We start from the raw sequence: 24,486 nt of genomic DNA on the forward strand, positions 1-24,486 counted from the left end.
CGCCGCAGCACCGGATCATGACCGGTCGCGAACAACGCGTCTGGCCGCTTGAAGGCGGCGCGCGGGCCGGCCCGGATATAACCAGGATCAGGAGCGGAGGCGGTCATGCCGAAGCGTTTCGAAGCGCGGGGCCCATCCCAGCGTCAACAGCGGGTGGCCGAACTCGTCCGCCATGCGATCGCGGAAGTCCTTCAGCGCGGCGATATCGCCGATGACGTGCTTGCAAGCCATATTGTCACCGTGCCGGAAGTGCGCATGTCGCCGGATCTCAAGCTCGCTACTGCCTATGTCATGCCAATGGGCGGGCAGGACGAGAAACCGGTCCTCGCCGCACTTGAGCGCCATCGCAAGCTGCTGCGGGCCGAGGTGGCGCGGCGCGTCAATCTGAAATTTGCGCCCGAATTGCGCTTTCGCCGCGACGAAACCTTCGACGAGGCAGACCGCATCGAGGCATTGCTGCGCACCGATGAAGTCCGCCGCGATCTCGACGTGCCCTCCGACGGCGATTACGGTCCCGACGCGGCAGGGCATCCGGGCGAGGGCGATCCGCGAGACTGAGCCGCTTCGACGGCCCTGCAAAACGACACCAGAATTCCGATCAGGAAACCTGCACAGGAACCCCCCGTATGTCCGACGAGATTTCGCAGCCCGGCGCACCTTCCGCTCCGCCCGACCAGCCGCGCGACGATGCAGCGGTCGCGCGCCCGCGTAACGGCAAGCCGGGAGGCAAACAAGCCGGCGCGCGTCGCGGCGGGCGCGGCCAGCGTCAGGGTGATCGCCCCAAGCGGCGCGACGTGAACGGCTGGGTGGTGCTTGACAAGGGCGTCGGCATGACCTCGACCCAGGCGGTCGGCATGGTCAAGCGCTGCCTCAACGCGAAGAAGGCCGGCCATGCCGGCACGCTCGACCCGCTCGCTTCCGGGCTGCTGCCGATCGCTCTGGGCGAGGCAACGAAGACCGTCCCCTTCGTCATGGACGGGCGCAAGGCCTATGTCTTCACCGTGACCTGGGGCGTGGAGACCGATACGGATGATGCCGAGGGCAATGTCGTCGATCGCACCGATGCGGTGCCCGAGCGCGCCGATGTCGAGGCGCTGCTGCCACGCTTTACCGGCCAGATCATGCAGACGCCGCCGCAATTCTCCGCCATCAAGATCGCCGGGGAACGCGCCTATGACCTCGCCCGCGACGGCGAGCAGGTCGCGCTGCAGCCGCGCCCCGTCGAGATCGACCGCCTGACGCTGCTGCATCATGCCGAGGGCAGGAGCGTGTTCGAGGCTGAATGCGGCAAGGGCACTTACGTGCGCGCGCTCGCACGCGACATGGGCCGCGAGCTGGGGTGTCTCGGCCATATCACCGCCCTGCGCCGCACCCGCGTCGGCCCCTTCACCGAAGAGGACGCCGTCGCGCCGGCGGAGATCGAGGCCATGACCGACGCCGCAGCAGGAACTGCGCCGATCGATTTCGGTGATCTGATCCTGCCGGTTCAGTCCGCCCTGGACGAGGTCGACGAGATCCCCGTCTCACGCGATGCCGCAACACGGATCATGCGCGGCCAGTCCGTGATCCTGCGCGGGCGCGACGCGCCGATCGAGGGCCAGGTCTTCGTTTCGCTGGCGGGGACACTGGTCGCGGTCGGCGATGTCGAGAATGGGGAATTCATCCCCCACAGGGTGTTCCACCTCGGCGCGTTCTGACGGCGCGACCGCGCGGCTTGCCGGTCAGGTGATCAACTGAACGCCATCATCGGCGTTCACATGCGCAAGCAGCCTGTCGATCACGAGCTGCGCCTCCTCGATCTCGGTCGAATCCGGAATGTCCCGGCCGCCGGAATTGAGGAAGGCGCCGGCCTGGGCGATGAGTGCGCGCAGGGCGGGCGCCGTCACTTCGGCAACCAGACCCGCATCTTCAGCCTCGCAGGGCGGGCGCAGCGCGCGGATCGCGGTCATGGCGAGGCGGTCCATGGCATGGACGAGTTCCTCGAAAGCCGCGCGGCGATCGACCGCGACGCGATCATAAGCGGCGCCCGCCTCAGGGGCATGGCGCAGATTGGAGGCCGCGAAATACTCCGGGTAGGAAACGGGGCGCCAATCCTGCAGATCCGCAACGATCTCGGGCGCATCGGCCGCGATCTCCACCAGCATCAGCACTTCGTTGAAATGGTTGAGGTAATCGTTCGACAAGCCGTCCGCCGCACGACGACCGCCAGCCGCGGAATCCGGGCGCGTGCGATCATCTGTCATATGTGCGGCTGTCGACATCCGAACCTCTTCTGCCTGATACCCACAAGCTGGCCCATAAAGGCTGATAAAGCGTTGACGGCGCGTTGGACGAGACGCTGTGCGCCGGCTGATTGCACATGCCGGGTCATCGCATCGCACGTGTCATCGCATCGCACATGCCATTGACCGCGCGGGCGCATCAGGCTTTCCTGCCAAGCTGACAGGATTGAATGCGCAGCCGAATAAAGCGTGCGCATGATGAAGTACGCGCCTTGCCTCCCTGCCATGAGGCGGGGAACGCCCCTTCATCCTGCAGGCGCCCCTACCCGCTCGGCTCGGTGAAGCGGGCCGTCAGCGCGGCGGCGGCGCGGTCGATGGCGAGATAGAGCAGCACGGTGAAGGCCGCGAGGACGAACAGAGCGGCGAACATCAGATCCGTCTGCGCCCGGCCATTGGCGAGCAGCATCAGATAGCCGAGCCCCTTCGACGCCCCCACCCATTCCCCGATCACCGCCCCGAACGGCGCATAGACCGCGGCCAGCCGCAGGCCCGAGGCAAGCGACGGCAGCGCGTGCGGCGCGCGCAGCAGGAAGATCGCGCGGTTGGGCGAGGCGCCCATCACCTGCGCCAGATCAAGCCATCCGCGCGGCGTACGCATCAGCCCGTCGAAGAAGGAGGAGGCGACGGGGAAATAGATGATCAGGATCACCATCACGATCTTCGAACCCATGCCGTAGCCGAGCCAGAGCGTCAGGATCGGCGCCAGGGCGAAGATCGGGATCGCCTGCGCGAAGACGAGGATCGGGCGCATCACCAGCCGCGCCAGCGGCGAGATGGCAAGTTGCAGCGCCGTGACGACGCCGAGCGTGGCGCCCAGAACGAGCCCGGTCAGGATCTGCGCGAAGGTGATCCAGGCATTATCGAGAATGATCGTGCGGGAACTGACCAGTGCCCGCCAGACCCGCTCCGGCCCCGGCAGGATGAAATGCGGCACGCCCGTGCCCCAGACGATGCCCTGCCACAGGGCGATGGCGAAGGCGAAGACGGCGAGCCCGCGCAGGAACGGAGCGCTGCGGCGCAACGTAAGGGGCCCCATCACGCGCCCTCCCCGGCGCGTTCCGGGACACCCGGATCGCGGGCCCGCAAACGCCTGAACAAAGCTGCCTGTGCGCTCAGAAAGGCCGGATCCTCGAGATCGCGCACCGGCGGCGTCTGCGGCAATTCCAGCGCCTCGAGCCCGCGCGCATGCATCAGCCAGGCGGCATGCGACAGCCGCGCAGCCTCCGCCGGCTCATGCGTGACGAGCAGCACCGTGCGCCCGGTGAGCAACGCGCCGGCGAGCTCCTGCATCTGCGCGCGCATGCGCGCATCCAGCGCGGAAAACGGCTCGTCGAGCAGGATGACCGGGCGATCCTCCATCAGGGTGCGCGCGAGAGCGGCGCGCTGGCGCTGACCGCCCGAGAGCATATGCGGGCGCTTGTGCGCGTGATCGGCGAGGCCGACGCGCTCCAGAAGCGCCATGGCGCGATCGCGATCGGCCCGTGCACCGCGCAGGGTCGCACCGATGGTGACATTGCCGAGAATGTCGCGCCACGGCACCAGCAGATCGCTCTGCGCCATCAGCGCCACCCGCCCTGAGAGCGGCAGCCCGTCGCTCACGCGCACCTCTCCGACGAAGCGCACCCCCGTCTCCAGCCCCGCAATCACCCGCAGCAGCGTCGATTTCCCCACGCCGGACGCCCCGAGCAGACCCGTCCAGCGCCCGGCAGGCAGGGTCAGCGTCAGCGGCGCGAAGAGCAGCGCCTCGCCGGAATAGCCTTCACCCGCAAGCGTGATGCCGGGAGCGGACGCAGCGCCCGCCCCCGTCTTCATCTGCACGGATGCGCCAGACATGGTCACGGGCGCGTCACATCGATGGCGAGGCGCTCGACCGGATGGATTTCGGGGATCATTCCGGCTTCGTGCAGGAAGGCCTCGAAATCGGCATAGCGCCCGTAATCAAAGGCTGCGGGGCGGCTGGCGAAACGCGGATAGGTATCGCCCCAGGCACGGATATTCAGCTCTGTGCGCAGTTCGTCGGACGTCGCCGCGAAGATCTCCCAGGCATCTTCCGGATTGTTGAGAATGTAATGCGTGGCACGCTCCGTCGCCGTGAGGAAGCGGGCGATTACGTCCTTGTCCATGGTTTCCGGATTGGCCACGTAGATCAACTCGTCATAGGCAGGAATGCCTTCTTCCTCTGGGTTGAAGCAACGCCCGGAAGTGCCTTCGATCTCAAGCTGGTTGAGCTCGAAATTGCGAAACGCCCCGATCACCCCGTCGACCTGGCCGCTCATCAGCGCCGGCGAGATCGACCAGCCGATATTGATCTGCTCGACATCCTCACCGCTCATGCCGTGATGGGCGAGCATGGCTTCGAGCATCACCTCCTGGATGCCGGCCACGGCGAAGCCGACCTTGCCGCCGGCGAGATCGGTCATCTCCCGGATCGGGCCATCGGCAAGGACGACGAGACAGGTCAGGGGCGTGGAGACCAGGGTGCCCACCCGCACCAGCGGCATGCCCTGATGCAGGTTGAGATGCAGCTGCGGCTGATACGATATCGCGATATCGGCGCGCCCCGCCGCCACCATGCGCGGCGGATCGGTCGGATCGGCCGGCGCCACCACATCGACCTCCAGCCCGGCTTCCTCGAAATAGCCGAGTTCCTCGGCAAGGATGATCGGGCCGTGATCGGGATTGACGAACCAGTCGAGGATCACCTCGATCCGATCCTGCGCAGCGGCAGGCGTGATCGTGGCGACCGACAGCATCAGGGATGCGGCGAGCGCGCCGGCGAGAGCGGGGAGAGTTTTCTTCTTCAAGGCATGCATAAGGGTATCATCCATCTGTCCGGAATCTGCGGGCTGACCCGGATGCGCGCCGCAGCGGCGGTGACGCTGTGAGCGCCCCCCGTGATGCACGGATGGCGACGCGCCGGCCCCGGGCATTGCGCCCGTCACCGTGAGGATGATCGATCTGTATCTGGCACAAACCATCTGCACTCCTCGCGCCGGCCATGCGCACGAAGAGACAGGTCAGATGACGAATGATCGTCGAAGAGCCCGTTCCCTACGCCGGCATTGCCCGGATCAGGTTCGATGGGTTGGCGGATCGCGCCTCTCAGCCCTCACGGGCACCCCAACGGCAGGCACGACGTTAACCGGACCGAATGCGAACCGCAAGAGCTCGTATGAAGAGCTCGTATGAAGAGCTCGTATGAAGAGCTTGCATGAAGAGCTTGCATGAAGAGTGCGCAGCGAGATTTCGCAGCACGGCCGGCACATCCCGGATCGCCCGCGCCGCACAATCAATAAATGACAACCTTCCGGAAATTACACCGAGAAACAAGCGGTTCTATTAATTTGCATAAATAATCAGAAAACACTTCTTCGCCTACTCTCCCGGTGTTTCCGGGGCGGCCCTGTCGTCGCATGACGGCCCCTGCGGAAACACGTATGGTTCGTCCGCCCTGTCACGGACAAACGGGGGGGGCGGAGCCGGCAATCATCCGCCCCCCGCCGCACAACGGGTCCAAGACGGGCCATACGGATCACCCGAACACGGACCAGGTCGAGGCAGAACCGATGGATCAGCAAATACGGATCACGAACCATGATCTGCCTGATCGTCCTGCCCACCATACAACGGGAACAGGGACTGCCATGGGCGACAAAGCGCCGGGCAAGTACATTGGACCGGTCTCGACGACCGAGCTGGAACTGTTCTACCAGCCGCAGGTCGCGCGTCTCGACAACCGGGTGATTTCGGTGGAAGCCCTGCTGCGCCGCAAGCATCCGCATGAAGGATGGCTCGGCCCTTGGGAAGTGCTGGATCTGCTGCACAAGCCAGACGAATTGCGGGCACTCGACTGGTGGGTCCTGGAACGCGCCTGTCGTGACGCCAGGGCCTGGCCCGGCCTCAGCGTCAGCGTCAACATCTGCGCCCCGCATTTCGCGCATGCCGGCTTCGCAGAAGAGGCGATCGCACGGGTCGACGCCTCGGGACTCGCCCGCGATCGCGTGGAGCTGGAACTGATCGAAAACGCCTATATTCGCGATTTCGACCGCGCTGCGGCGAATATCGCGATCTTGCGCAAAGCGGGCATCAGGATTGCGCTCGACGATTTCGGCACCGGCTATTCCAGCCTGACCTATCTGATGAACCTCGCGATCGACAAGGTGAAGATCGACAAATCCTTCATCAAGGACGTTCATCTGATGCGTTCAGCGGCGATCGTCCAGTCCATCGTGGCGCTGTCGCGATCGCTGGGAATGCGCGTGACGGCAGAGGGAGTGGAGACGCAGGAACAACACAGGATCCTGCGCGGATCCGGCTGCCACTTCCTTCAGGGATTTCTGTTCTCGCACCCGGTCTGCGCCGATGACATCACCGCGCTGATCGCCGATTCCGGCGGCATGGCGATCCTGCCTGCCGGTGCAAACGCCGCCGATCAGCTGCCCTGACGCAAGAATGCCCCGAGCGCGGCATTGACATCCACGATCTCCTCCGCGATCGCATCGGCCTCGCACGCCGTGATCACCGCCCCGCCTTCCCTCGCGCCGTTTTCGTAGTCTGACAGCATGTGCGCGAGCTCCACCGCACCCACATTCAGACTGATCGAGCGCAGCGCATGGGATGCTGCGGCAAGATGCTCGGCATTGCGTGCTTCGACCGCTTCGCGCAACTCCGCCAGCCGCCTTTGCGATTCGCTGGCAAACAGCCCCACCACCCGCTCGGCAATCACCTTTGACCCGCCGGCAGCATCGATCAGATCTTCCAGAACCGCCGGATCGATCGGCCCGTCCGCCGGTTCCGTTGCGGCCTGCAGAACCCCGGTTTCCGGCGCGGCGCGACCCGCCTGCCGACGCGCCGCCGGCAGATGGTGCATCAGGGTCTCCTGCAATTGCGCGAGCGTGAAGGGTTTCGACAAAGCCGCATCCATGCCCGCCTCGCGCCAGGCCTGTGCCTGCGCGCCGACCACATGCGCGGTGAGCGCCACGATCGAAACCGGCGCGCGCCCCTGCCGAACCTCCCGGACGCGGATTTCGCGGGTCGCCGCATAGCCGTCGAGGCCGGGCATCCAGCCATCCATCAGCACCAGATCGTAACCGCCCCCCTCCAGCGCCGCCACGGCTTCATGCCCGTCCTGCACACAATCGGGCGTGATGCCGAAGTGCCCGAGTGCCGCGCGCGCCACCGCCAGATTGGTCTCGCTGTCATCAGCCACGAGCACCCGGGCAGCCGAGAAATCCAGCTGCGCGATCTGCGCCGCCGCGGTTTCCTGCCCGGATGTCGAGACCGCGCAGCCGGGCAGGGTGAACCGAAAACACGTGCCCTCCCCCTCGACGCTCTCCAGTTCCATCACGCCGCCCATCTCCTCGACGAGGTGCCGCGCGATGGAGAGGCCCAGCCCGGTCCCGCCATAGCTGCGATGCGTGGTCTGGTCGGCCTGGGTGAAAGCTTCGAAGATCGCATCCTGCTTGTCCGGCGGGATGCCGATCCCGCTGTCGCGCACCGTGAAGCAGACCCTTTGTGCATCTTCCGGCAGTGGCGCGACGCTGATCCCGACCGCGCCTTCGCCCGTGAATTTGATAGCGTTCGCGACGAGGTTGGAGACCACCTGTCCCAGCCGCACCGGATCCGCCATGACACCGCGTCCCGGTTCGAGCGCATTCTCGCAGGTGAATGCCAGCCCCTTCTCGCGCGCCGCATCGCCATAGAGCGCATGCACCGCCGCGATCGTCTCGCCGGGATCATGCGGCTCGGGTACGATGTCGAGCTTGCCGGCTTCGATCTTCGAGAAATCCAGAATGTCGTTGATGATGGCAAGCAGATTGCGCCCTGATCGCACGATCATCTGAGCCTTGTGCCGCTCCGCATCCGCAAGGCGCCCTTCGGCGAGGAGTTCGGCCATGACAAGCACCCCGTTCATCGGCGTGCGGATTTCATGGCTCATGGTGGCGAGGAAGGCGGATTTCGCCGCATTGGCCGCATCCGCTTCGGCAGCGGCGCGCTGGTAATCGGCGGTGCGTTCACGCACCTCCTGCTCGAGATCCGCACGATGGCGCGCGAGTGCGGCATCGCGCTGGGCGATATCGGCGATCATCCGGTTGAATCCGGCGATCAGCAGATCGATCTCCCGCCCCGCCCGCGCCGGGACATCGAGCGGTCGCGCCGCGACCTGTTCGCGCGGCCCCCGGCCCAGGCCGCTCATGGCGGCACTCAGGAGCGCGAGCGGACGGGTGATGGCGCGCTGCAGGGGCAGGACGATAAGCAGCGCGATCACGAGCGCGAGCAGCGCGCCGATCAGGGTGACGCCCACCGCATCGCGCAGCTTTGCCGGCAAATCCCGCGTATCGGCGATCAGCCGCAATTCCCCGATCTCTCGGCCGCCGCGTGTCACCGGCGTGACGATGGCGATGGTCTGCGCGAAAAACAGATCCCGCAGGGCGAGCGCCGCATCGGGCCCTTCCAGGACGGCCCCCCCGGCCAGCAATTCCGTGCGCCCGCTGCGCGCCATGATCCGGCCGTCGGAATCACGGATGGCGACATGGACGAGCCCGTCGATGCGTCCCACCGAGGCGAGCGCCGATTGCACGGCACGATCATCCCCGCGCCGCATGCCCTCTGCAGCCGCCCCGGCGAGGACATTGGCCTGAGCGACGAGAACATCGCGCTTGGCCTCGCCATAGCGAACCAGCTCGTTCCAGCCGGCGAAAACAAGCGCCACAGCCTGGGCAGCCGCGATCGCGATGGCGATCATCAGCAGCAGGCGGGTACGGATCGTCGTTCCGGATGGGCGTGTCATGCGCCGATGATGACCCGCAACCCCTAAGATTTCTTATGCAGATGGCTTCCCGCAACAACAAAAACCAATCTTGAAGCACTAATCACATGATAATACAACTAAAATTATAATTCCATTGCCCTCATAAGCTTCATGAACTTCAAAAAACAATTCTCTATTGCCCGGATATCTGCCCTGGCGATACGCAACGGATGCTTCTTCGAGCAACCGGTCAATTCACCAAAGAATTCGTTCAGCCTTTTCCGTTATCTCCGCACATGCATGGCCACTGGTGACGCGACAGGAGATGCCGGAATGGGTGACCCGCATGAAACGAAACAGCGCTTCCGCTTCGTCCTGGACGAAGCCGTGAGCCTGCTCGTCATCGATGACGACCCGATCCAGCGGGAGTTCTCGCAGGTTTATCTGGCATCGCCCGTGGCGGAGGTCCACACGGTCGAATCGGCTGAAGAAGCGCTTTCGGCTCTCGAGGCGCAATGTTTCGACATCGCGCTGGTCGATGTCGATCTCGATGGCATGGACGGCATCTCGCTGGTGCGGCAGTTACGCGCCGATCACCGTTTCGACGATATGGCGATCATGGTCATCACCGGGCGCGAGGACATGGCCTCGATTGACGCTGCCTTCGATGCCGGCGCGACATCATTCGCGGTCAAGCCGATGAACTGGCGGCTGCTCAGCCATCAGATCAAGTTCCTGCTGCGCGCGCATCGCGCCCTTGGCGGCGCTACCGCCCATGCCTGAATACCGTATTGGAGGATGCGATGGACAAGACCCGGTCTGATGACGCGCCATGGCCGGGTCACGCGCCCGGGCAGGAGCGCAGGGGCGCGACACGGCGAAACCTGCGAATTCCCTCGCTGATCTTCGATCCGGCGCAGGACATCCGCCTGCCCTGCACACTGGTCAATCTCTCGGCAACGGGGGCGGGCCTTCAGATCGACCGCAAGAGCGCGTTGCCGGAGCGCTTCGTTCTTCTGATCGCGGGAGCCGAGGCATTGAAGCGCGCCTGTATCTGCGTGCGGCGCAACGGCCGCAATGTCGGCGTCCGATTCAACGACGCCCAGTTCGCTTGCAAAAAACAGGATACTTCGGATTCCCGACAATTCGCTTCAAACAATCTTTAATGAATCAGCGCATCTTACGTTTCGTAATCTGCGCTGAATTGCTTGCAAAACGATCAATCAATTCTTGCCGCAACGATATGAGAGACCACCGACAGCGCAACCGTGCTGTCATCGAGGAGACAGCCATGCCGGCAATCGGCAAGATCACCTCGCTTTTCCGGGCGTCCTGGCGCAGAAGGCTGCGCACCGATACACGCGGCAGCGTTGCCATTGTCGCAGCGCTCTCCCTGCCTCTGCTTGCCGCAATGGCCGGCCTTGCGGTCGATCTGTCGCGCATGACGATGACCCGGGCCAGTCTCCAGAACATCGCCGATCATCTGGCTCTCTCCGGCGCACGCGAAATGCAGCTGCGGCAACGCGATCTCGCGGCGCTGGAGGCGTATCTGGAAGCGCGCGGGCGCAGCCATGTCGCGGAGGAAGGGCTCGTCGCCGATATCAGCGCGTTGATCGACAAGCATGAACACAGTGTGCGCATCGTTTTCGAAGGCTATCCCGAAACACTCTTCATCAAGGCTCTGCGTGGCGAGACCTCCGTTGTTTCCGTCGAGGCGGTCGCCATGTCGGTGGGCGGGGAGTACCCGCTCTGCCTCGTGACCCTGGATGAGAGCGCAAACCACAGCATGCAGTTCAGCACCCGTACCCGCGTCGACGCGCCCGGCTGCGCCTTCTACGCCAATTCGACGCACCATCGCGCGGTTCATATCCAGGGCAATTCAACGCTCGAGGCCGCGCTCGTCTGCGCAACTGGCGGGATCGCGACCAGCGGCGCCTTCAGCTCGAGCGCGCATCGCGAAACGGATTGCCCGCCGGTCGCTGATCCGCTGCGCAGCCGTGCACTCCCAGAGCCGGGGCCGTGCATCATGGATGGGCGCAACCGTATCAGTGACCGCCGCATTCTCGATCCGGGAACCTATTGCGGCGTGATCGAGTTGCGACCAGGCGCGGATATCGAATTGCGCCCCGGGAACTACGTTTTTGCCGGCGCGCTGCGGATCTTCGACGGTGCGCGGCTTGCGGGAGATGAGGTCAACCTGCATTTCCATGGCGTCGGCCCGGATCACAACATCGTTCTAACTGTCGGTCGCGAGGCGCACATCGCGCTCACGGCACCGCGTAGCGGCTCCATGGCCGGGCTGCTACTGACCGGGCAGCAACCAAGTGGTGGTCACCAGCGCTACTATTTCGGCAGCGCACACGCATCGGTTCTGACGGGCACGATCTATCTCCCCGACGGGCATTTTTCCGTGGGTTCCGGCGTCACCATCGCTGATCGCTCCCCCTTCACCATTATCGTGGCGCAGCGTTTTACGCTGCAACAGGGGCCGGAACTGAGCTTCGAAGGCGAAACCGGAATCGTGCTCAATACCGATTACCACCTCTCGGATGTCCCGATCCCGCCGGGCCTTGGCCCCAATGGCGGATCGATCGTGCTCACCCGCTGACGCGGATTCTTCCGAACAGACGTGAACGCGCCCGGTCCACCGGAATGGACCGGGCGCGAAGGCAGTCAGCCGTTGCTCGGCCTCAATCGATGCCGCCGAGGCAGAGGAACTTCATCTCGAGATAATCGTCGATCCCGTATTTCGAGCCTTCGCGCCCGACGCCACTCTCCTTGACGCCGCCGAAGGGTGCGACTTCGTTGGAGAAGACGCCGACATTGATCGAGACGATGCCGTATTCCAGCGCCTCCCCCACACGCCAGACGCGGCCCACGTCTCGGGAATAGAAATAAGCGGCGAGGCCGAATTCGGTGTCGTTGGCCATGCGGATCGCCTCCGCCTCGTCCTTGAAGCGGAAGACCGGGGCGAGCGGCCCGAAGGTCTCCTCGCGGGCCACCTTCATCTGCGGCGTGACATCCGCGAGCACGGTGGGCTTGTAGAAGCTGCCACCCAGCGGATGGCGTTCCCCGCCGGTGAGCACCTTCGCGCCCTTGCCCGTCGCGTCCTTGATATGATCCTCGACCTTGGCCACCGCCGCATCGTCGATCAGCGGCCCGATCTGCGAACCGTCCTCGAAACCGTCGGCCACCTTCAGATTTTCGGTCGCGGCGGCGAGCTTCTTCACGAAGGCATCGTAGATCCCGTCCTGCACGAGGATGCGGTTGGCGCAGACGCAGGTCTGCCCGGTATTGCGGAATTTCGAGGCGATCGCCCCCTCGACGGCGGCATCGACATCCGCATCGTCGAAGACGATAAAGGGCGCGTTGCCGCCCAGCTCCATCGAGACCTTCTTCACCGTGCCGGCGGAGGCCGCCATCAGCTGCTTGCCGACTTCGGTGGAGCCGGTAAAGGTGATCTTGCGCACGATCGGATTCGTCGTGAGCTCTTCGCCGATTGCACTGGCAGAACCGGTGACGATGCTGAACACGCCCTTGGGGATACCCGCGCGCTCGCCGAGTTCCGCCAGGGCCAGCGCGGAATAGGGCGTCGCGGAGGCGGGCTTGAGCACCATGGTGCAGCCGGCTGCGAGCGCCGGGCCGGCCTTGCGCCCGATCATCGCATTGGGGAAATTCCACGGTGTGATCGCACCGCATACGCCGACCGGCTGCTTGATGACCATCATCCGGCGCCCGGCCACGGGCGAGGGGATGGTGTCGCCATAGATGCGCTTGCCTTCCTCGGCGAACCACTGGATGAAGCTTGCGCCATAGGCAATTTCACCGCGCGCTTCCGCCAGCGGCTTGCCGCCCTCCGCCGTCATGATGCGGGCGAGATCCTCCTGATTCTCCATCATCAGGTCGAACCAGCGGATCAGGATGGCATGGCGCTCCTTGGCAGTGCGCGCACGCCAGTCGACGAGGGCGCGTTCCGCCGCCTCGATCGCCCGCCGCGTCTCGCCCTTGCCACCCTTGGGCACCGTCCCGATGACGGCACCGGTCGCGGGATTGCGTACATCCAGCGTCGCGGAATCATCAGCTCCGACCCAGGCGCCGTCAATGTAATTGGCCTGCCGCAACAGGCTCGGATCCTTCAATGCGAGCGGATTGTCCTTGTTCACACCTGTCTTGGCGTCCATGATACCCTCCCCTTTAACGTCGCGCAGCGCCCGTAACGGCGCTGCGCAAGCTATCTTCTATGAATTACTTTTCGGCAGCCTTCGGCTTGCGCCGATTGGCCCAGCGTAAAGTGGCTGCCGGCGCGACGCAAATGCCCGGATCAGCCCAGTTCCCTGCTCCAGGAATCGACCTGCTTTTCCGCCTCTTCGCGGGCAATGCCGTAGCGCTCCTGAACCACGCCGACAAGTTGATCGCGACTGCCTGCGGCGCGCTCAAGATCGTCATCGGTGAGTTCACCCCATTTTTCACGCGCCTTGCCGGTATATTGCTTCCACTGGCCCTTGATCTGATCCCAGTTCATGTCTCTCTCCATCGATGCTGATGTCTTGTGCCGGAGCCGGTTTTCATGGCTCGCACGGGCAGCGCCATCCGCTGCCTGTCGCATCGATAACGGGCTCGCATGCGTCACGGTTCCAGCGGCGCGCGATAATGCGTCGGAGACTGCGCGTCAGAAGCTGCCAAACAGCGTGCCCAGCGTGACCAGCACCACGAGGGCGATCAGCGGGATCACCACGGCGACCACCGCAATATCCTTGTAGGCCTGTTTGTGGCTGAGCCCGCAGATCGTGAGCAGGGTGATCACCGCGCCGTTATGCGGCAGCGCATCGAGCCCGCCCGTCGCCACCGCCGTCACCCGGTGGAGCAGTTCCGGCGATATGCCGGCCGCCTCGCCCATGGCGAGATAGGTCTCGCCCAAAGTCGAGAGCGCGATCGACATGCCCCCCGATGCCGAGCCGGTCATGCCCGCCAGCAGGCTGGTGCCGATGGCGAGCGAGATCAGCGGATTGTCGCCGCCCACCGTCACCACCCAGTCGCGGATCACCCCGAAAGCGCCGAGCGAGGCGATCACGGCGCCGAAACCGACGAGGCAGGCCGTGTTGAAGATCGGCTTGAGGGAATCCCTCGCACCCGCATCGAGCGTCACCCCGAGGCTGTCGGCAAGACGCCGCCAGTTCAGCGCAATCAGGAGCAGCGAGGAAAAGGTCAGCGCCGCGATGATCGACCAGACACCGCGCAGGGCCCCGACATCCGTCGCGCCGAATTCGGGCTGTGCCAGATAGGCGGTATCCATCCGGGGGACGATCACGAAGGTGAATGCCAGATTGAGCAAGAGCACCATGATCAGCGGCGTCGCGGCAATCGCCAGACCGGGCATGGCGCGCACGATTTCACCCATACCCTCATCCGCGCCTTCACCGTAGCCCGGGCCGAGGCTGCGCGCACGCCGCTCCAGCCAGGCCCAGCCAAGCCCCAGCATCAGCGCCCCGGTGATGATCCCGAGCCCAGGCGCGGCGAAGGGCGTGGTGCCGAAATACGGCATCGGAATCGCATTCTGGATGGCCGGCGTCCCGGGCAAGGCCGTCATGGTGAAGGTGAAGGCGCCGAGCGCGATCGTGGCCGGAATCAGCACGCGCGGCAATTGCGCCTCGCGAAACAGGGCCGAGGCGATCGGCCAGACCGCGAAGGCGACGACGAAGAGCGAGACGCCGCCATAGGTCATCACCGCGCAGGAGAGGATCACCGCGAGAATGGCCCGGCGCGGCCCCAGCCTGCGGATAATCCCGTCGGCGAGCACGCGCGCGGAGCCGGACGCCTCCATCAGCTTGCCGAACACCGCGCCGAGCAGGAAGAGCGGGAAATACTGGATGATGAAGCCGCCGGTGGCCTCCATGAATATCTGCGTATAGCTCGCCAGAAGCGGGCCCCGTTCGGCGACGAGCACCGCGAGGATCGCGAGTGCGGGCGTGAGCAGGAGCAGGCTGAAACCCCGGTAGGCGAGATACATCAGCGCTGCGAGCGCCGCAATGATGACCAGTATGCCCGCCATTTGCTCTTTCTCCGCACCCGACAGCCAATGCGATCCCGCACTGCAATATCGATAGCCCGCACATTGCTGCATCGCAACATGAAAGCACAGAGAGGCCCCCTCACGCTGGTGGCGCATCCCTTCCCCCACCGTATGGGCAGGCATGGTTCTTGTGCGCAGCATTGTTGCGGGAGAATGTCGAGCCCGGAAGCAACGCGCCGTCTGACCACGGCGCATCGGATTGCGGCAACGGCCGCAGATGAGCATCGCGCGGAGGCCACCCATGTCGCTGATCACCTATCTCACCACGATCCGCTTCGGACGCGGCGTCATCGGGCAATTGCGCGAAGACATCGCCGCCTGCGGCATGACGAAGCCGCTCGTGGTCACCGACAAGGGCATCGTCGCCGCCGGCCTGCTCGCGAAACTCGAAGCGGCAATGGGCGGGGCCGCGCCCGCCATTTTCGACGGGGTCGAGACCAATCCGACCGAAGCGGCGACACTGGAAGCACTCGCGGTCTATCGGGCTGCGGGCTGCGACGGGGTGATCGGTTTCGGCGGCGGTTCACCGATCGATCTGGCCAAGGCGGTGGCCCTGCTTGCCACCCATCCCGAGCCGCTTTCGCAATACGCCCTGATCGACGGGGGGCTTGCGAAGATCACCGCCGCCATCGCCCCGATCATCGCCATCCCCACCACGGCGGGGACGGGCAGTGAAGTCGGGCGCGCGGCTCTGATGAACCTCGCCGATGGCCGCAAGGTCGGCATCGTCGCGCCGCACATGATCCCGCAACGCGCCATCTGCGATCCCGATCTCACCGCCGGCATGCCACCGCGCCTCACGGCGGCGACCGGGATGGACGCGCTCTCGCATTGCATCGAGACCTTTCTCTCGCCGCGATTCAACCCGCCTGCGGATGCGATCGCGCTTGATGGCGCCGGGCGGATCATGCGCCATCTCGAACGCGCCGTCGCCGATGGCGCAGACATGGTGGCGCGCGAGGAGCTGATGATCGGCGCGCTGATGGGTGGCATGTGCTTCCAGAAAGGGCTCGGCGCCGTGCATGGCCTTTCGCATGCGCTCGGCTCGCTGAAAGAGCCCTCGCTGCATCACGGCACCCTCAACGCCGTGGTGCTGCCGCCGGTCCTGCGCTTCAACGAAGGGCACGCCGACGACAAGTATCCCCGCCTCGCCCGCGCCATGGGGCTCGCCGAGAATGCCGATGTCGCCGGCGAGATCGCCGCGCTCAACGCCCGCATCGGCATGCCCGCCGATCTCGCGGAAATGGGCGTCGGCAAGCAGGTCATCGCCGATATCGCGCAAAAGGCCGAGCGCGACCATTCCACCGCCACCAATCCCCGCCCGGTCACGGCAGCCGATTACGCGGCAATGCTGGAAGCGCTGACCGGGTGAGACGGCGCATCGCCGGCATCAGAGCAGCATCGGCACGACCGAGACGACCAGCAAGCCCGCCATCGCGTAGTTGAAGGCGCGGGCCCGATTGCCTTTCAGATAGCGCCCGACCAGCGTTCCGACGGCGAGCCAGGGCAGGCAGCCGAGGATGGCGGCGCCGACGAAGGTCAGCGCGAGCATGACCGCCTGCGGCAAAACGGCCTGCTCGACATTGAGATAAGCCGCGATCGCCGCCGCGCAGACGATCCAGGCCTTGGGATTGACCCATTGAAACAGGGCGGCGCCGAAAAACCCGACCACCCGCCCGGGCTCCTGCGGCTCATCCGTATCCTTTGGCGCACCTTCAGGCGTCACCGGCGACGTCGCAATCTTCCAGGCCAGCCAGAGCAGCACGGCGAAACCTACGAGGCGCATGCCGATCTGCACGTTCGAATCGGTCAGCATCACCGTCTGCCCGACGCTCAGGGCGAGCACGAAGATCATCATGGCGAAACCGCCGGCGATCCCCGCCAGCGCCGGCAAGCCCCGCCTGATCCCGACGGATGCGCCGACGGCGGTGAGCAGCACGTTATTGGGGCCGGGCGTCGCCGAGGCGACATAAGCAAACAGGGCAAATCCCCAGATTTCGATCATGCTGTAATCTCTCGTGAGCAGATCCTCGGGCCACAACCTGACGCATGACTGTTTCAGAAACTTCGCGTGTTCACAACGTCATTTGCAACGGCTGACGATACCATCCATGGCAGCGTCGATGCATGCGGCGCCCTGTTCATGAGGCAGTTCCCGACCATCGGCGAAGTTGATCGCCCGTAACGGATCAAGCGCGAGATGGCGGAAGCACAGCCACTCGCGTTGCCGCCTTGGCGATTCGTGATGATTCATTGCCGCACCATGAAAGATTTTCGATATCCCGCCCCTCTCGACATTTTCGGGTTGCATTGTATGAGTCAATGGAAATAATGTATGCAAAACAATGCTGGAGTGAGAGCAATGTGGGTCCCCAGACTGGAAGAAGGCATCGCCAGGACCGTGGCTATCGTGCGCGCCCTGCGCATGGCGATCGAAACGGGGGAGTTGCCGGCCAATACGCGCCTGCCGGCCCAGCGCGAGCTGGCCCACAGGCTCGGGGTCAATCTCTCCACCGTGACGCGCGCCTTCGAACAAGCGACGCAGGAAGGGCTGATCTCCGGCGAGATCGGGCGTGGCACATTCGTCATGCCGCAAAGCCGTGCCGCGAGCCTGTTCGCGGAGACGATGGCCATGGCCGCGCGGATCGACATGGCGCGCATCACGCCACCGCGAATCGATGATGCCATCATCACCGAGACCCTGCGCACGATTCTCGCGGAGCGCGCAGACGAGGCCTTCGCCTATCCTTCCCTGCTGCAACTGCATCGCGGTTGCGACGCAGTGCGCGACTGGATTCGCTGGCGCGGGTTGACGCGTGATCCCGCCCATGTGGCGATCACGGCGGGCGCACAGGCGGGTTTGCAGGCGCTCTTGTCCATGCTTTTACGCGCCGGCCAGTCCATTCTCGTCGAAGAACATACGTTTCCCGGCCTGCGCACCACGGCCGATCTGATCGGCATCAAACCCGTCGGGATCGCCTGCGATGCGCAAGGATTGATCCCGGAGGAACTCGAACAGGCGCACAAGCGCACCGGCGCGACGATTCTCTTCGCCACGCCCAACCTGCAAAATCCCACCGGCGCGATCATGGGGCCGGCACGGCGCAAGGCGATCGCCGCGACCATTGCGCGCCTCGGGCTGTTGCTGATCGAGGACGACGCCTATGGCAGTTATACCGGGCTTGCACCTCTCGTATCGGAATGCGCAGGCCCGCACATCCTTGTTTCGAGCCTGTCAAAGGCCTTCGCGCCCGGGCTGCGCTTCGGTTTCGTGGTGGGGGACCATCCCGCCGTGGCGCGCCTGGAGAGGGAAGTCTCGATGTCGAGCTGGTTCGCTGCGCCGATCATGATCGAAACGGCGACGAAACTGATCGCCAATGGCGTTGCCATGAACCATGCCGGGCAGCAGAAACGCATCGTCGAAGAACGCTGGCCCGTCGTGAAACGCATCTTTCCCGATGCCCCGGATACACCGCGTACGCATCTGTGGCTGACAACGCCCCCGGGCAGCAATTTCGCCAGGCTCGCGGAGAAACAGGGTGTCGACATCGCTCCCGCGAGCGCCTTCAGCATGACGCGTCAGGGCGGGGATTTCATACGCTGCTCGATGACCTCGGTGCGCGACGATGCCGAACTCGCCCTCGGACTGGCCAAGATCCGCGATCTCGGGGCGCATCTGCCGCAGCGCAAGACGATGGCCGCTTGAGAACGTGGCTCAGGCGCCCGTCTCATCAGCGGTGACGAGCCCCGATTCCCATCCCAGAATGGCCCGCTTGCGGGTCAGCCCCCAGTGGTAGCCGGTCAGGGCGCCGGAGCGTCCGATCACCCGGTGGCAAGGCACGACGAAGGAGATCGGATTGCGGCCCACCGCCGCCCCGACGGCCCGCGCCGCTTTGGGGCGCCCGATCTGCCGGGCGATATCGGAATAGGTCGCCGCATGCCCGAACGGGATGCGCAGCAGCGTCTCCCAGACCCGCAATTCGAAATCCGTCCCGATCATGACCACGCGCAGCGGCTGATCCGGACGCCACGCCTCGCGCGAGAAGATGCGCGCTGCATGATCCGCCGTCGCGGCGTCATCATGCGTGAAATCCGCATTGGGCCAACGCCGGCGCATGTCGGAAAGCGCGGCCTCACGCGCGCCGTCATCGACGAAGCCGAGCCCCGCCAGCCCGCGCGGCGTCGCCACGATGATCGCCTCGCCAAAGGGCGTGGGGTGATAGCCGTAGAGCATGCCGACCCCGCCGCCGCGCCTCTTGAACTCGCCCGGCGACAGCGCCTCGTGCGTCACGAAGAGATCATGCAGGCGCGAGGGCCCCGACAGCCCTGTCTCGTAGGCGGTATCCAGAATACTCGCCGAATCCGCGAGCATGCGTTTGGCCGCATCCAGTGTAACAGCCTGCAGAAACGCCTTCGGCGTCAGCCCGGCCCAGCGCCGGAACAGCCTTTGCACCTGCACCGGCGAGAGGCCGAGATCGGCCGCGATGCGCTCCAGATCGGGCTGGTCGCGCCAGTTCTGCGAGATATGCGCGATGATGGCGCGCACCTGCTCGTAATCGCGGGCATGCTGCCCGGGATCGGCCACAGGCTCGGCGGCCTGTGCGCACGACACGGTATCTGCGACGGTTCGCGATGACGACATGATCGAACGGACTCCTGCATCTTCTGGCAGATTAGGCGATCTGTGCGACCGCGCGACACCCGAATCCGGACATCGGGATGATCCGTTCAATCGGCGCTCGGCAGGCGGCGCATGGTGAATTCGATACGCCCGTCATCCATCACCCGCCAGCTTTCGACCCGGGTCATGTAGGCGGCCTTGGGATAGCGCTCGAACCAGGCGCGCGCCGTCTCGCGGGCCTGCTCGCGCGGCAGGCGGAAGGTCTCGCGGCTGAACACGTCGCGCGCTTGTCCGCGCCGGGCATCAGCAGACGAATCCTGCCTGTTGAACCGATCCGCCACGCGCCGCGCGATGTCTTCGGGACGGTTCCGATTTCCCGATCGCACCATGGCTGTCTGTCCCGCATCTCTTCGCCACAAGGCATCGCCAGATACCTGATCATGCCGCCTTTTCCGACTTTTGGCGAATCAGCGCGATCGTGCGCCCGCACTCTGCCCGGCGACCTCCATGGCGATCGCGATGAGGCGCTCACGCTCGGCCTCTCCGCCACGGCATCCGCCGGCGAGCCAGGCTTCCCGTGCATGGGCCAGTGCCGCGCCGATCATGCGTCCGCGTGCCACGCCCCGTGCCAGGAGATCGCGCCCGGCGAGCGGCATTTCCGGTACCGGCTCGGCACCGGATCGAAACGCCGCGAGCGCCGCGCGGGCCGGATCATCGAGGACCGGGCGCGGCTCACCATCCAGAGCATAGGCCGCATCGCTGACGGCTTCGACGCCGAATTCCGCGACGAGGCGCCGGATCTGCATCGCATCCGGCGCCGGCATACGCCCCCGCAGGGCCGGAAAGGCGCGGGCATAGGCGGCGAGCCGGGCGGCCTCGGCATTCGACAGCCGCAGCCGTTCCACCAGCCGCGCCGCATCGGCGCCACTCGCGACATCGAAGGCGGCGAGACGCAGGACCGGGTCGGGCGGCGCATGCGCGATGACGCGCGCCAGCCGCCCCGGATCGCCGATCCCGCCGGTCAGACGATCGAGCAGACCGGCATGCGTGATCAGCGCGGCGGTCTCGCGGGCGCGCGGCGCTGCAAGCAGGCGCAGGAACTCGCTGCGGATACGCTCGCGCGACAGCCGCTCCAGCCCCGCCCGCTCATGGATCGCGGCATGCAGCCCCTCGGCATCGACCGGCCCCGTGGCGTATTCCGCGAAGAAGCGAAAGAAGCGCAGGATCCGCAGATAATCCTCCCGGATGCGCCCGCGCGCGGATCCGATGAAGCGCACCCGGCGCGCGGCAATATCGTCGAGACCGCCGGCATAATCGCGGATTTCACCATCCGCACAGACCGAGAGCGCGTTGATGGTAAAGTCGCGCCGCAGCGCATCGGCGGCAAAATCGCGTCCGAATCGCACCACCGCGTGGCGACCATCCGTCTCCACATCCTCGCGCAGCGTCGTCACCTCAAACGGTTCGCCAGCCACAATCACCGTGAGCGTGCCATGCGCGATTCCCGTCGGCACCACCTTGAACCCCGCCGCCTCCGCCCGTGCCTGCGTCACCTGCGGGAGGGCGGTCGTGGCGAGATCGACATCCTTGACCGGACGCCCGAACAGTGCATTGCGCACAGCGCCGCCGACGACACGCGTCTCCTCGCCGTGACCATCGAGCACGGCCAGCAGCCGGCGCAGGCGCGGCTCGTCCAGGATGGCGTCGAGATGGCGGCGATCAAGGCCGGGCGGCAGATTGGCCATGTTTGACGCTCAGTCGAAACGGCCGGGCGCAACCTGACCGTCCTGCAGGCTCGGCGGCGTGTAGGTCCCCGTGCTGCGCTCGGCCGTGAAGCCGGTATAGAGCAGCGATGCGACGACCAGCCCGCCGCCGACCAGGACAAGGATCGGTATGGACTTTTCCCAGGCCGAGAACGTCAGCGGATTACGCTGACGCAGCAGCAGATAGATGAAGAAGATCGCGAACGGAATCAGAAAGAACGCGAATTCCGTCAAGAGAGCGCGTGTCATGGATGATAGAGCCTCTCGTAGAGATGCCGCAATATGCCGGCGGTCACGCCCCAGATATAATGCCTGTCATAGGGCATGGCATAATATTGACGCAAACGCCCGTTCCAAAGCCGCACCTGCACCTCGTGGTTTTCGGGATTCATCAGAAAAGCGACCGGCACCTCGAAAATCTCTGCCACCTCGAACGGATTGAGAGACAGCCGGAACCCCTCCTCCACCAGCGCCACCACCGGCGTCACCAGATAGCCGCTGGTGGAGCGGTAGGCATCGCCATAGCCCATCAGTTCGACATGGCCCGCAGCCAGTCCGATCTCCTCCTGCGCCTCACGCAAGGCCGTGGATAGCGGGCCGGAATCGCCGTCATCGACCTTGCCGCCGGGAAAGGATATCTGCCCGGAATGCGCCCGCAGCGCCGAGCCGCGATGAGTGAGCATGATGGTGAGGCCGTGCCGGCGCATGATCACCGGAACGAGCACCGCCGCCGGCTTGTAGCGCCGTCCCGCCTCCGGTTCGAGCCAGTCGGGATTGAGATCGTGATCACCGCGCGGCGCATCGAAATCCGGCGGCGCCCGATGCAGACGCCCGGCAGCACGCGTCACGAAATCCTCGGCATCGCGCCCGCATGGCATCAGGCAATCCCGGGAGCATGCCCGCCATCGCTTGCGATCACATGGAACACGCCGCCGGCATCAAGGCCGTAGACGGTCTTGCCATCCACGATCCGCTCCTCGCCCATCTCGATGAGATCGAACATCAGCGCCCGCGTCACCAGCGCCCATAGATCGCCGCGCACACGCAGATAAGGCTTCACCCCGCCATCGGGCTGCGTCTCGAAGCGAAGCCGGTTATCCGGGCCGACCTGTACCAGGTCGTCGACATTGGTGCGAAACGACAGGGCCCGCGACGCCCCCTCCCCCGCGACCGCCATCTCGACCGCGAGAAACGGAGCGTCCTCCACATCGATCCCGACCCGCTCTACCGGTGTGACCAGGACGTACCGCTCGGGATCCTTGCGCAGGATGGAGGCGAAGAGCTGCACCAGCTTCTGACGCCCGATCGGCGTGCCACGATAGAACCAGGTGCCATCGGCGGCGATACGCATATCGATCTCGCCGCAATATTCCGGATTCCAGCGCTCGACCGGCGGCTTGCCCTTCTGGTCCCCGGCAGCGGCGAGAAGCCGCGCGAAGGCATCGCCGGCAGCACCTGGATCGTCTGGTTCGCTGGTCCTGATCTTCGTCATGACGCAATGATGCCCTGTGGCCCGGGCCGGGGGCAAGCCCCGGCTGCTCCGCCTTCAGATGGGTCTCATCGCCCGGATTGCCAACCCGCCTTCACGAACCCGCTCGACGGATGCGCCTCACGGACGGGTCTGGCCCGTGCCGCATACGCGGTATTTGAACGAGGTGAGCTGCTCGACGCCGACCGGGCCGCGCGCATGCATGCGCCCGGTGGCGATGCCGATCTCTGCGCCGAAGCCGAACTCCCCGCCATCGGCGAATTGCGTCGAGGCATTATGCATCACGATGGCGGAATCGACCTCCGCCAGGAAACGCTGCGCGGCGGCTTCATCCTGCGTGATGATCGATTCGGTATGGGCGGAGGAATGGCGCGCAATATGTTCGAGCGCCCCGTCGAGACCGGCGACCACGCGCACGGCGATGATCGCGTCGAGATATTCGGTATCCCAATCCGCATCTTTGGCGGGGGTGACACGCGGATCGACGGCGCAGGTCGGCTCATCGCCGCGCACGGCGCAGCCGGCATCCAGCAGCATGGTGACGAGCGGGGCGAGATGTGTCTGCGCACAGGCTTCATCGACCAGCAAAGTCTCGGCGGCGCCGCAGACGCCGGTGCGGCGAAGCTTGGCGTTCTTCACGATGGCGCGCGCCATGGCGAGATCGGCATCGCCATGCACGAAGACGTGGCAGATCCCCTCCAGATGCGCGAAGACCGGCACGCGCGCTTCCTCCTGCACACGCGCCACGAGGCTCTTGCCGCCGCGCGGGACGATCACGTCGATGCAGCCCTGAAGACCGGTGAGCATGGCACCCACCGCCGCGCGATCACGGGTGGGCACGATCTGGACGGCATCTTCCGGCAGGCCCGCCTCGGCCAGCCCGGCGCGCATGGCCTGCGCCATCGCCATGGCCGTGCCGAGCGAATCCGAACCCGCGCGCAGAATCGCGGCATTGCCCGCCTTCAGGCACAGGGCCCCGGCATCCGCCGTCACATTGGGGCGGCTCTCGAAGATCACGCCGATCACCCCGAGCGGCGTGGCGACACGCTCGATTTTCAGGCCGTTCGGCCTCTCGAAGCCAGCCAGTACCCGTCCCACGGGGTCGGGCAAGGCCGCAATCGCCTCGACCGCCGCAGCGATCGCTCCGATCCGCGCCGCGTCGAGGGAGAGACGGTCGAGATAGGCGGCGTTCTGCCCGGCCTCGCGGGCGAGCGCCACATCCTCTGCATTGCGCGCGAGGATCTCCGGCGCGGCCTTGCGCAGGTTCTCCGCCATGGCGGCGAGCGCGGCGTTCTTGCCGGATTCCGGTGCGCGTGCGAGGCGCCGCGCCGCCGCCCGGGCACGGGTGCCGATAGCCTGCATCAGGGTGCCGACATCGCCATCCCCGTGCGCTTCGCCGCGTGCTTCACTCATTGCATCCATGATCGCAACTCTCGATCCGTATGGTCCGTGCCGCTATCTATCCGAAAGCCGGGGCCGGGCGAAAGCGAAATCGCCCGGCTGTCGCGCG

The 24,486-nt window shown here is 65.5% G+C and carries 25 protein-coding genes and 1 riboswitch; of the genes, 8 read left to right on the forward strand and 17 right to left on the reverse strand.

Annotation, left to right across the window (positions count from 1 at the left end):
• Positions 1–105: 105 nt before the first annotated feature.
• Complete coding sequence (rbfA, locus tag GA0071312_RS17750; protein ID WP_074446374.1) at positions 106–558, forward strand: 30S ribosome-binding factor RbfA; 453 nt, start codon at positions 106–108, stop codon at positions 556–558.
• Between the two features lie 68 nt (positions 559–626).
• On the forward strand, positions 627–1,697 hold the full coding sequence (truB, locus tag GA0071312_RS17755; RefSeq protein WP_074446375.1) for a tRNA pseudouridine(55) synthase TruB: 1,071 nt from the start codon (positions 627–629) through the stop codon (positions 1,695–1,697).
• Positions 1,698–1,721: 24 nt separating this feature from the next.
• Here truB and GA0071312_RS17760 read toward each other — a convergent pair whose 3' ends face one another.
• The 4 genes from GA0071312_RS17760 to GA0071312_RS17775 all read right to left on the reverse strand — a co-directional run bounded on the left by GA0071312_RS17760 (position 1,722) and on the right by GA0071312_RS17775 (position 5,086).
• Complete coding sequence (locus GA0071312_RS17760; RefSeq protein WP_131817863.1) at positions 1,722–2,261, reverse strand: hypothetical protein; 540 nt, start codon at positions 2,259–2,261, stop codon at positions 1,722–1,724.
• Positions 2,262–2,544: 283 nt separating this feature from the next.
• Positions 2,545–3,318: an ABC transporter permease gene (locus tag GA0071312_RS17765; RefSeq protein ID WP_108721935.1), complete on the reverse strand. Its 774-nt coding sequence runs from the start codon at positions 3,316–3,318 to the stop codon at positions 2,545–2,547.
• A complete protein-coding gene (locus GA0071312_RS17770) occupies positions 3,318–4,115 on the reverse strand; it encodes an ABC transporter ATP-binding protein (protein WP_083204728.1) in 798 nt (265 codons plus the stop codon). Before GA0071312_RS17770 ends, GA0071312_RS17765 begins: the two co-directional genes overlap by 1 nt.
• A gap of 2 nt (positions 4,116–4,117) precedes the next feature.
• Positions 4,118–5,086: an ABC transporter substrate-binding protein gene (locus GA0071312_RS17775; protein ID WP_420819978.1), complete on the reverse strand. Its 969-nt coding sequence runs from the start codon at positions 5,084–5,086 to the stop codon at positions 4,118–4,120.
• A gap of 227 nt (positions 5,087–5,313) precedes the next feature.
• Positions 5,314–5,415: riboswitch (TPP riboswitch) on the reverse strand.
• A gap of 511 nt (positions 5,416–5,926) precedes the next feature.
• Here GA0071312_RS17775 and GA0071312_RS17780 point away from each other — a divergent pair.
• Positions 5,927–6,727 (forward strand): EAL domain-containing protein, encoded by an 801-nt coding sequence (locus GA0071312_RS17780; RefSeq protein WP_074446377.1) that lies wholly within the window; start codon positions 5,927–5,929, stop codon positions 6,725–6,727.
• On the opposite strand, the gene GA0071312_RS17785 is transcribed toward GA0071312_RS17780, so the two are convergent.
• Positions 6,715–9,072, reverse strand: a complete 2,358-nt coding sequence (locus tag GA0071312_RS17785; protein ID WP_074446378.1) for an ATP-binding protein — start codon at positions 9,070–9,072, stop codon at positions 6,715–6,717. The two genes, GA0071312_RS17780 and GA0071312_RS17785, sit on opposite strands and share 13 nt — an antisense overlap.
• Before the next feature lie 294 nt (positions 9,073–9,366).
• On the opposite strand from GA0071312_RS17785, the gene GA0071312_RS17790 reads away from it, so the two are divergent.
• The 3 genes from GA0071312_RS17790 (at position 9,367) to GA0071312_RS17800 (ending at position 11,641) form a co-directional block, all read left to right on the forward strand.
• Positions 9,367–9,816, forward strand: a complete 450-nt coding sequence (locus GA0071312_RS17790) for a response regulator (RefSeq protein WP_074446379.1) — start codon at positions 9,367–9,369, stop codon at positions 9,814–9,816.
• Positions 9,817–9,836: 20 nt separating this feature from the next.
• Positions 9,837–10,199, forward strand: a complete 363-nt coding sequence (locus GA0071312_RS17795; protein ID WP_074446380.1) for a PilZ domain-containing protein — start codon at positions 9,837–9,839, stop codon at positions 10,197–10,199.
• Between the two features lie 125 nt (positions 10,200–10,324).
• The gene (locus GA0071312_RS17800; protein ID WP_074446381.1) at positions 10,325–11,641 is read left to right on the forward strand and encodes a pilus assembly protein TadG-related protein; all 1,317 of its coding nucleotides are present in this window, start codon (positions 10,325–10,327) and stop codon (positions 11,639–11,641) included.
• Between the two features lie 82 nt (positions 11,642–11,723).
• On the opposite strand, the gene gabD is transcribed toward GA0071312_RS17800, so the two are convergent.
• The 3 genes from gabD to GA0071312_RS17815 form a co-directional block, all read right to left on the reverse strand.
• Positions 11,724–13,214, reverse strand: coding sequence for an NADP-dependent succinate-semialdehyde dehydrogenase (gabD, locus tag GA0071312_RS17805; RefSeq protein WP_074446382.1), 1,491 nt, complete (start codon positions 13,212–13,214; stop codon positions 11,724–11,726).
• Between the two features lie 140 nt (positions 13,215–13,354).
• Positions 13,355–13,555: a CsbD family protein gene (locus tag GA0071312_RS17810; protein WP_074446383.1), complete on the reverse strand. Its 201-nt coding sequence runs from the start codon at positions 13,553–13,555 to the stop codon at positions 13,355–13,357.
• 147 nt (positions 13,556–13,702) lie between these two features.
• On the reverse strand, positions 13,703–15,082 hold the full coding sequence (locus tag GA0071312_RS17815; protein WP_074446384.1) for a GntP family permease: 1,380 nt from the start codon (positions 15,080–15,082) through the stop codon (positions 13,703–13,705).
• Between the two features lie 262 nt (positions 15,083–15,344).
• Between GA0071312_RS17815 and GA0071312_RS17820 the strand changes: the two genes are divergently transcribed.
• On the forward strand, positions 15,345–16,475 hold the full coding sequence (locus tag GA0071312_RS17820; protein WP_074446385.1) for an iron-containing alcohol dehydrogenase: 1,131 nt from the start codon (positions 15,345–15,347) through the stop codon (positions 16,473–16,475).
• Positions 16,476–16,493: 18 nt separating this feature from the next.
• Here GA0071312_RS17820 and GA0071312_RS17825 read toward each other — a convergent pair whose 3' ends face one another.
• Together GA0071312_RS17825 and GA0071312_RS19810 are read right to left on the reverse strand one after the other, a co-directional pair.
• Positions 16,494–17,108: a LysE family translocator gene (locus GA0071312_RS17825; protein ID WP_074446386.1), complete on the reverse strand. Its 615-nt coding sequence runs from the start codon at positions 17,106–17,108 to the stop codon at positions 16,494–16,496.
• A 78-nt stretch (positions 17,109–17,186) separates the two neighbouring features.
• Positions 17,187–17,414, reverse strand: a complete 228-nt coding sequence (locus GA0071312_RS19810) for a hypothetical protein (RefSeq protein ID WP_131817864.1) — start codon at positions 17,412–17,414, stop codon at positions 17,187–17,189.
• A 51-nt stretch (positions 17,415–17,465) separates the two neighbouring features.
• Here GA0071312_RS19810 and GA0071312_RS17830 point away from each other — a divergent pair, with 51 nt between their 5' ends.
• Positions 17,466–18,809: an aminotransferase-like domain-containing protein gene (locus tag GA0071312_RS17830; RefSeq protein ID WP_074446387.1), complete on the forward strand. Its 1,344-nt coding sequence runs from the start codon at positions 17,466–17,468 to the stop codon at positions 18,807–18,809.
• 9 nt (positions 18,810–18,818) lie between these two features.
• Here GA0071312_RS17830 and GA0071312_RS17835 read toward each other — a convergent pair whose 3' ends face one another.
• From GA0071312_RS17835 to GA0071312_RS17865, 7 genes are all read right to left on the reverse strand, one after another.
• Positions 18,819–19,745: a methylated-DNA--[protein]-cysteine S-methyltransferase gene (locus tag GA0071312_RS17835; RefSeq protein WP_074446388.1), complete on the reverse strand. Its 927-nt coding sequence runs from the start codon at positions 19,743–19,745 to the stop codon at positions 18,819–18,821.
• Positions 19,746–19,831: 86 nt separating this feature from the next.
• Positions 19,832–20,113: a hypothetical protein gene (locus tag GA0071312_RS17840; protein WP_074446389.1), complete on the reverse strand. Its 282-nt coding sequence runs from the start codon at positions 20,111–20,113 to the stop codon at positions 19,832–19,834.
• 78 nt (positions 20,114–20,191) lie between these two features.
• Positions 20,192–21,469 carry a CCA tRNA nucleotidyltransferase gene (locus GA0071312_RS17845; protein WP_074446390.1) on the reverse strand — a complete coding sequence of 426 codons (1,278 nt, stop codon included), beginning with the start codon at positions 21,467–21,469 and terminating at the stop codon, positions 20,192–20,194.
• A gap of 9 nt (positions 21,470–21,478) precedes the next feature.
• A complete protein-coding gene (locus GA0071312_RS17850) occupies positions 21,479–21,736 on the reverse strand; it encodes a DUF6111 family protein (protein WP_074446391.1) in 258 nt (85 codons plus the stop codon).
• Positions 21,733–22,365, reverse strand: coding sequence for a CoA pyrophosphatase (locus tag GA0071312_RS17855; RefSeq protein WP_074446392.1), 633 nt, complete (start codon positions 22,363–22,365; stop codon positions 21,733–21,735). Before GA0071312_RS17855 ends, GA0071312_RS17850 begins: the two co-directional genes overlap by 4 nt.
• On the reverse strand, positions 22,365–22,979 hold the full coding sequence (locus GA0071312_RS17860; RefSeq protein WP_074446393.1) for a DUF1285 domain-containing protein: 615 nt from the start codon (positions 22,977–22,979) through the stop codon (positions 22,365–22,367). Before GA0071312_RS17860 ends, GA0071312_RS17855 begins: the two co-directional genes overlap by 1 nt.
• 117 nt (positions 22,980–23,096) lie before the next feature.
• Positions 23,097–24,398, reverse strand: a complete 1,302-nt coding sequence (locus tag GA0071312_RS17865) for a glutamate-5-semialdehyde dehydrogenase (protein WP_074446394.1) — start codon at positions 24,396–24,398, stop codon at positions 23,097–23,099.
• Positions 24,399–24,486: the final 88 nt, after the last annotated feature.

Origin of the sequence: Saliniramus fredricksonii (genome assembly GCF_900094735.1) — a bacterium.
Taxonomy (GTDB): domain Bacteria; phylum Pseudomonadota; class Alphaproteobacteria; order Rhizobiales; family Beijerinckiaceae; genus Saliniramus; species Saliniramus fredricksonii.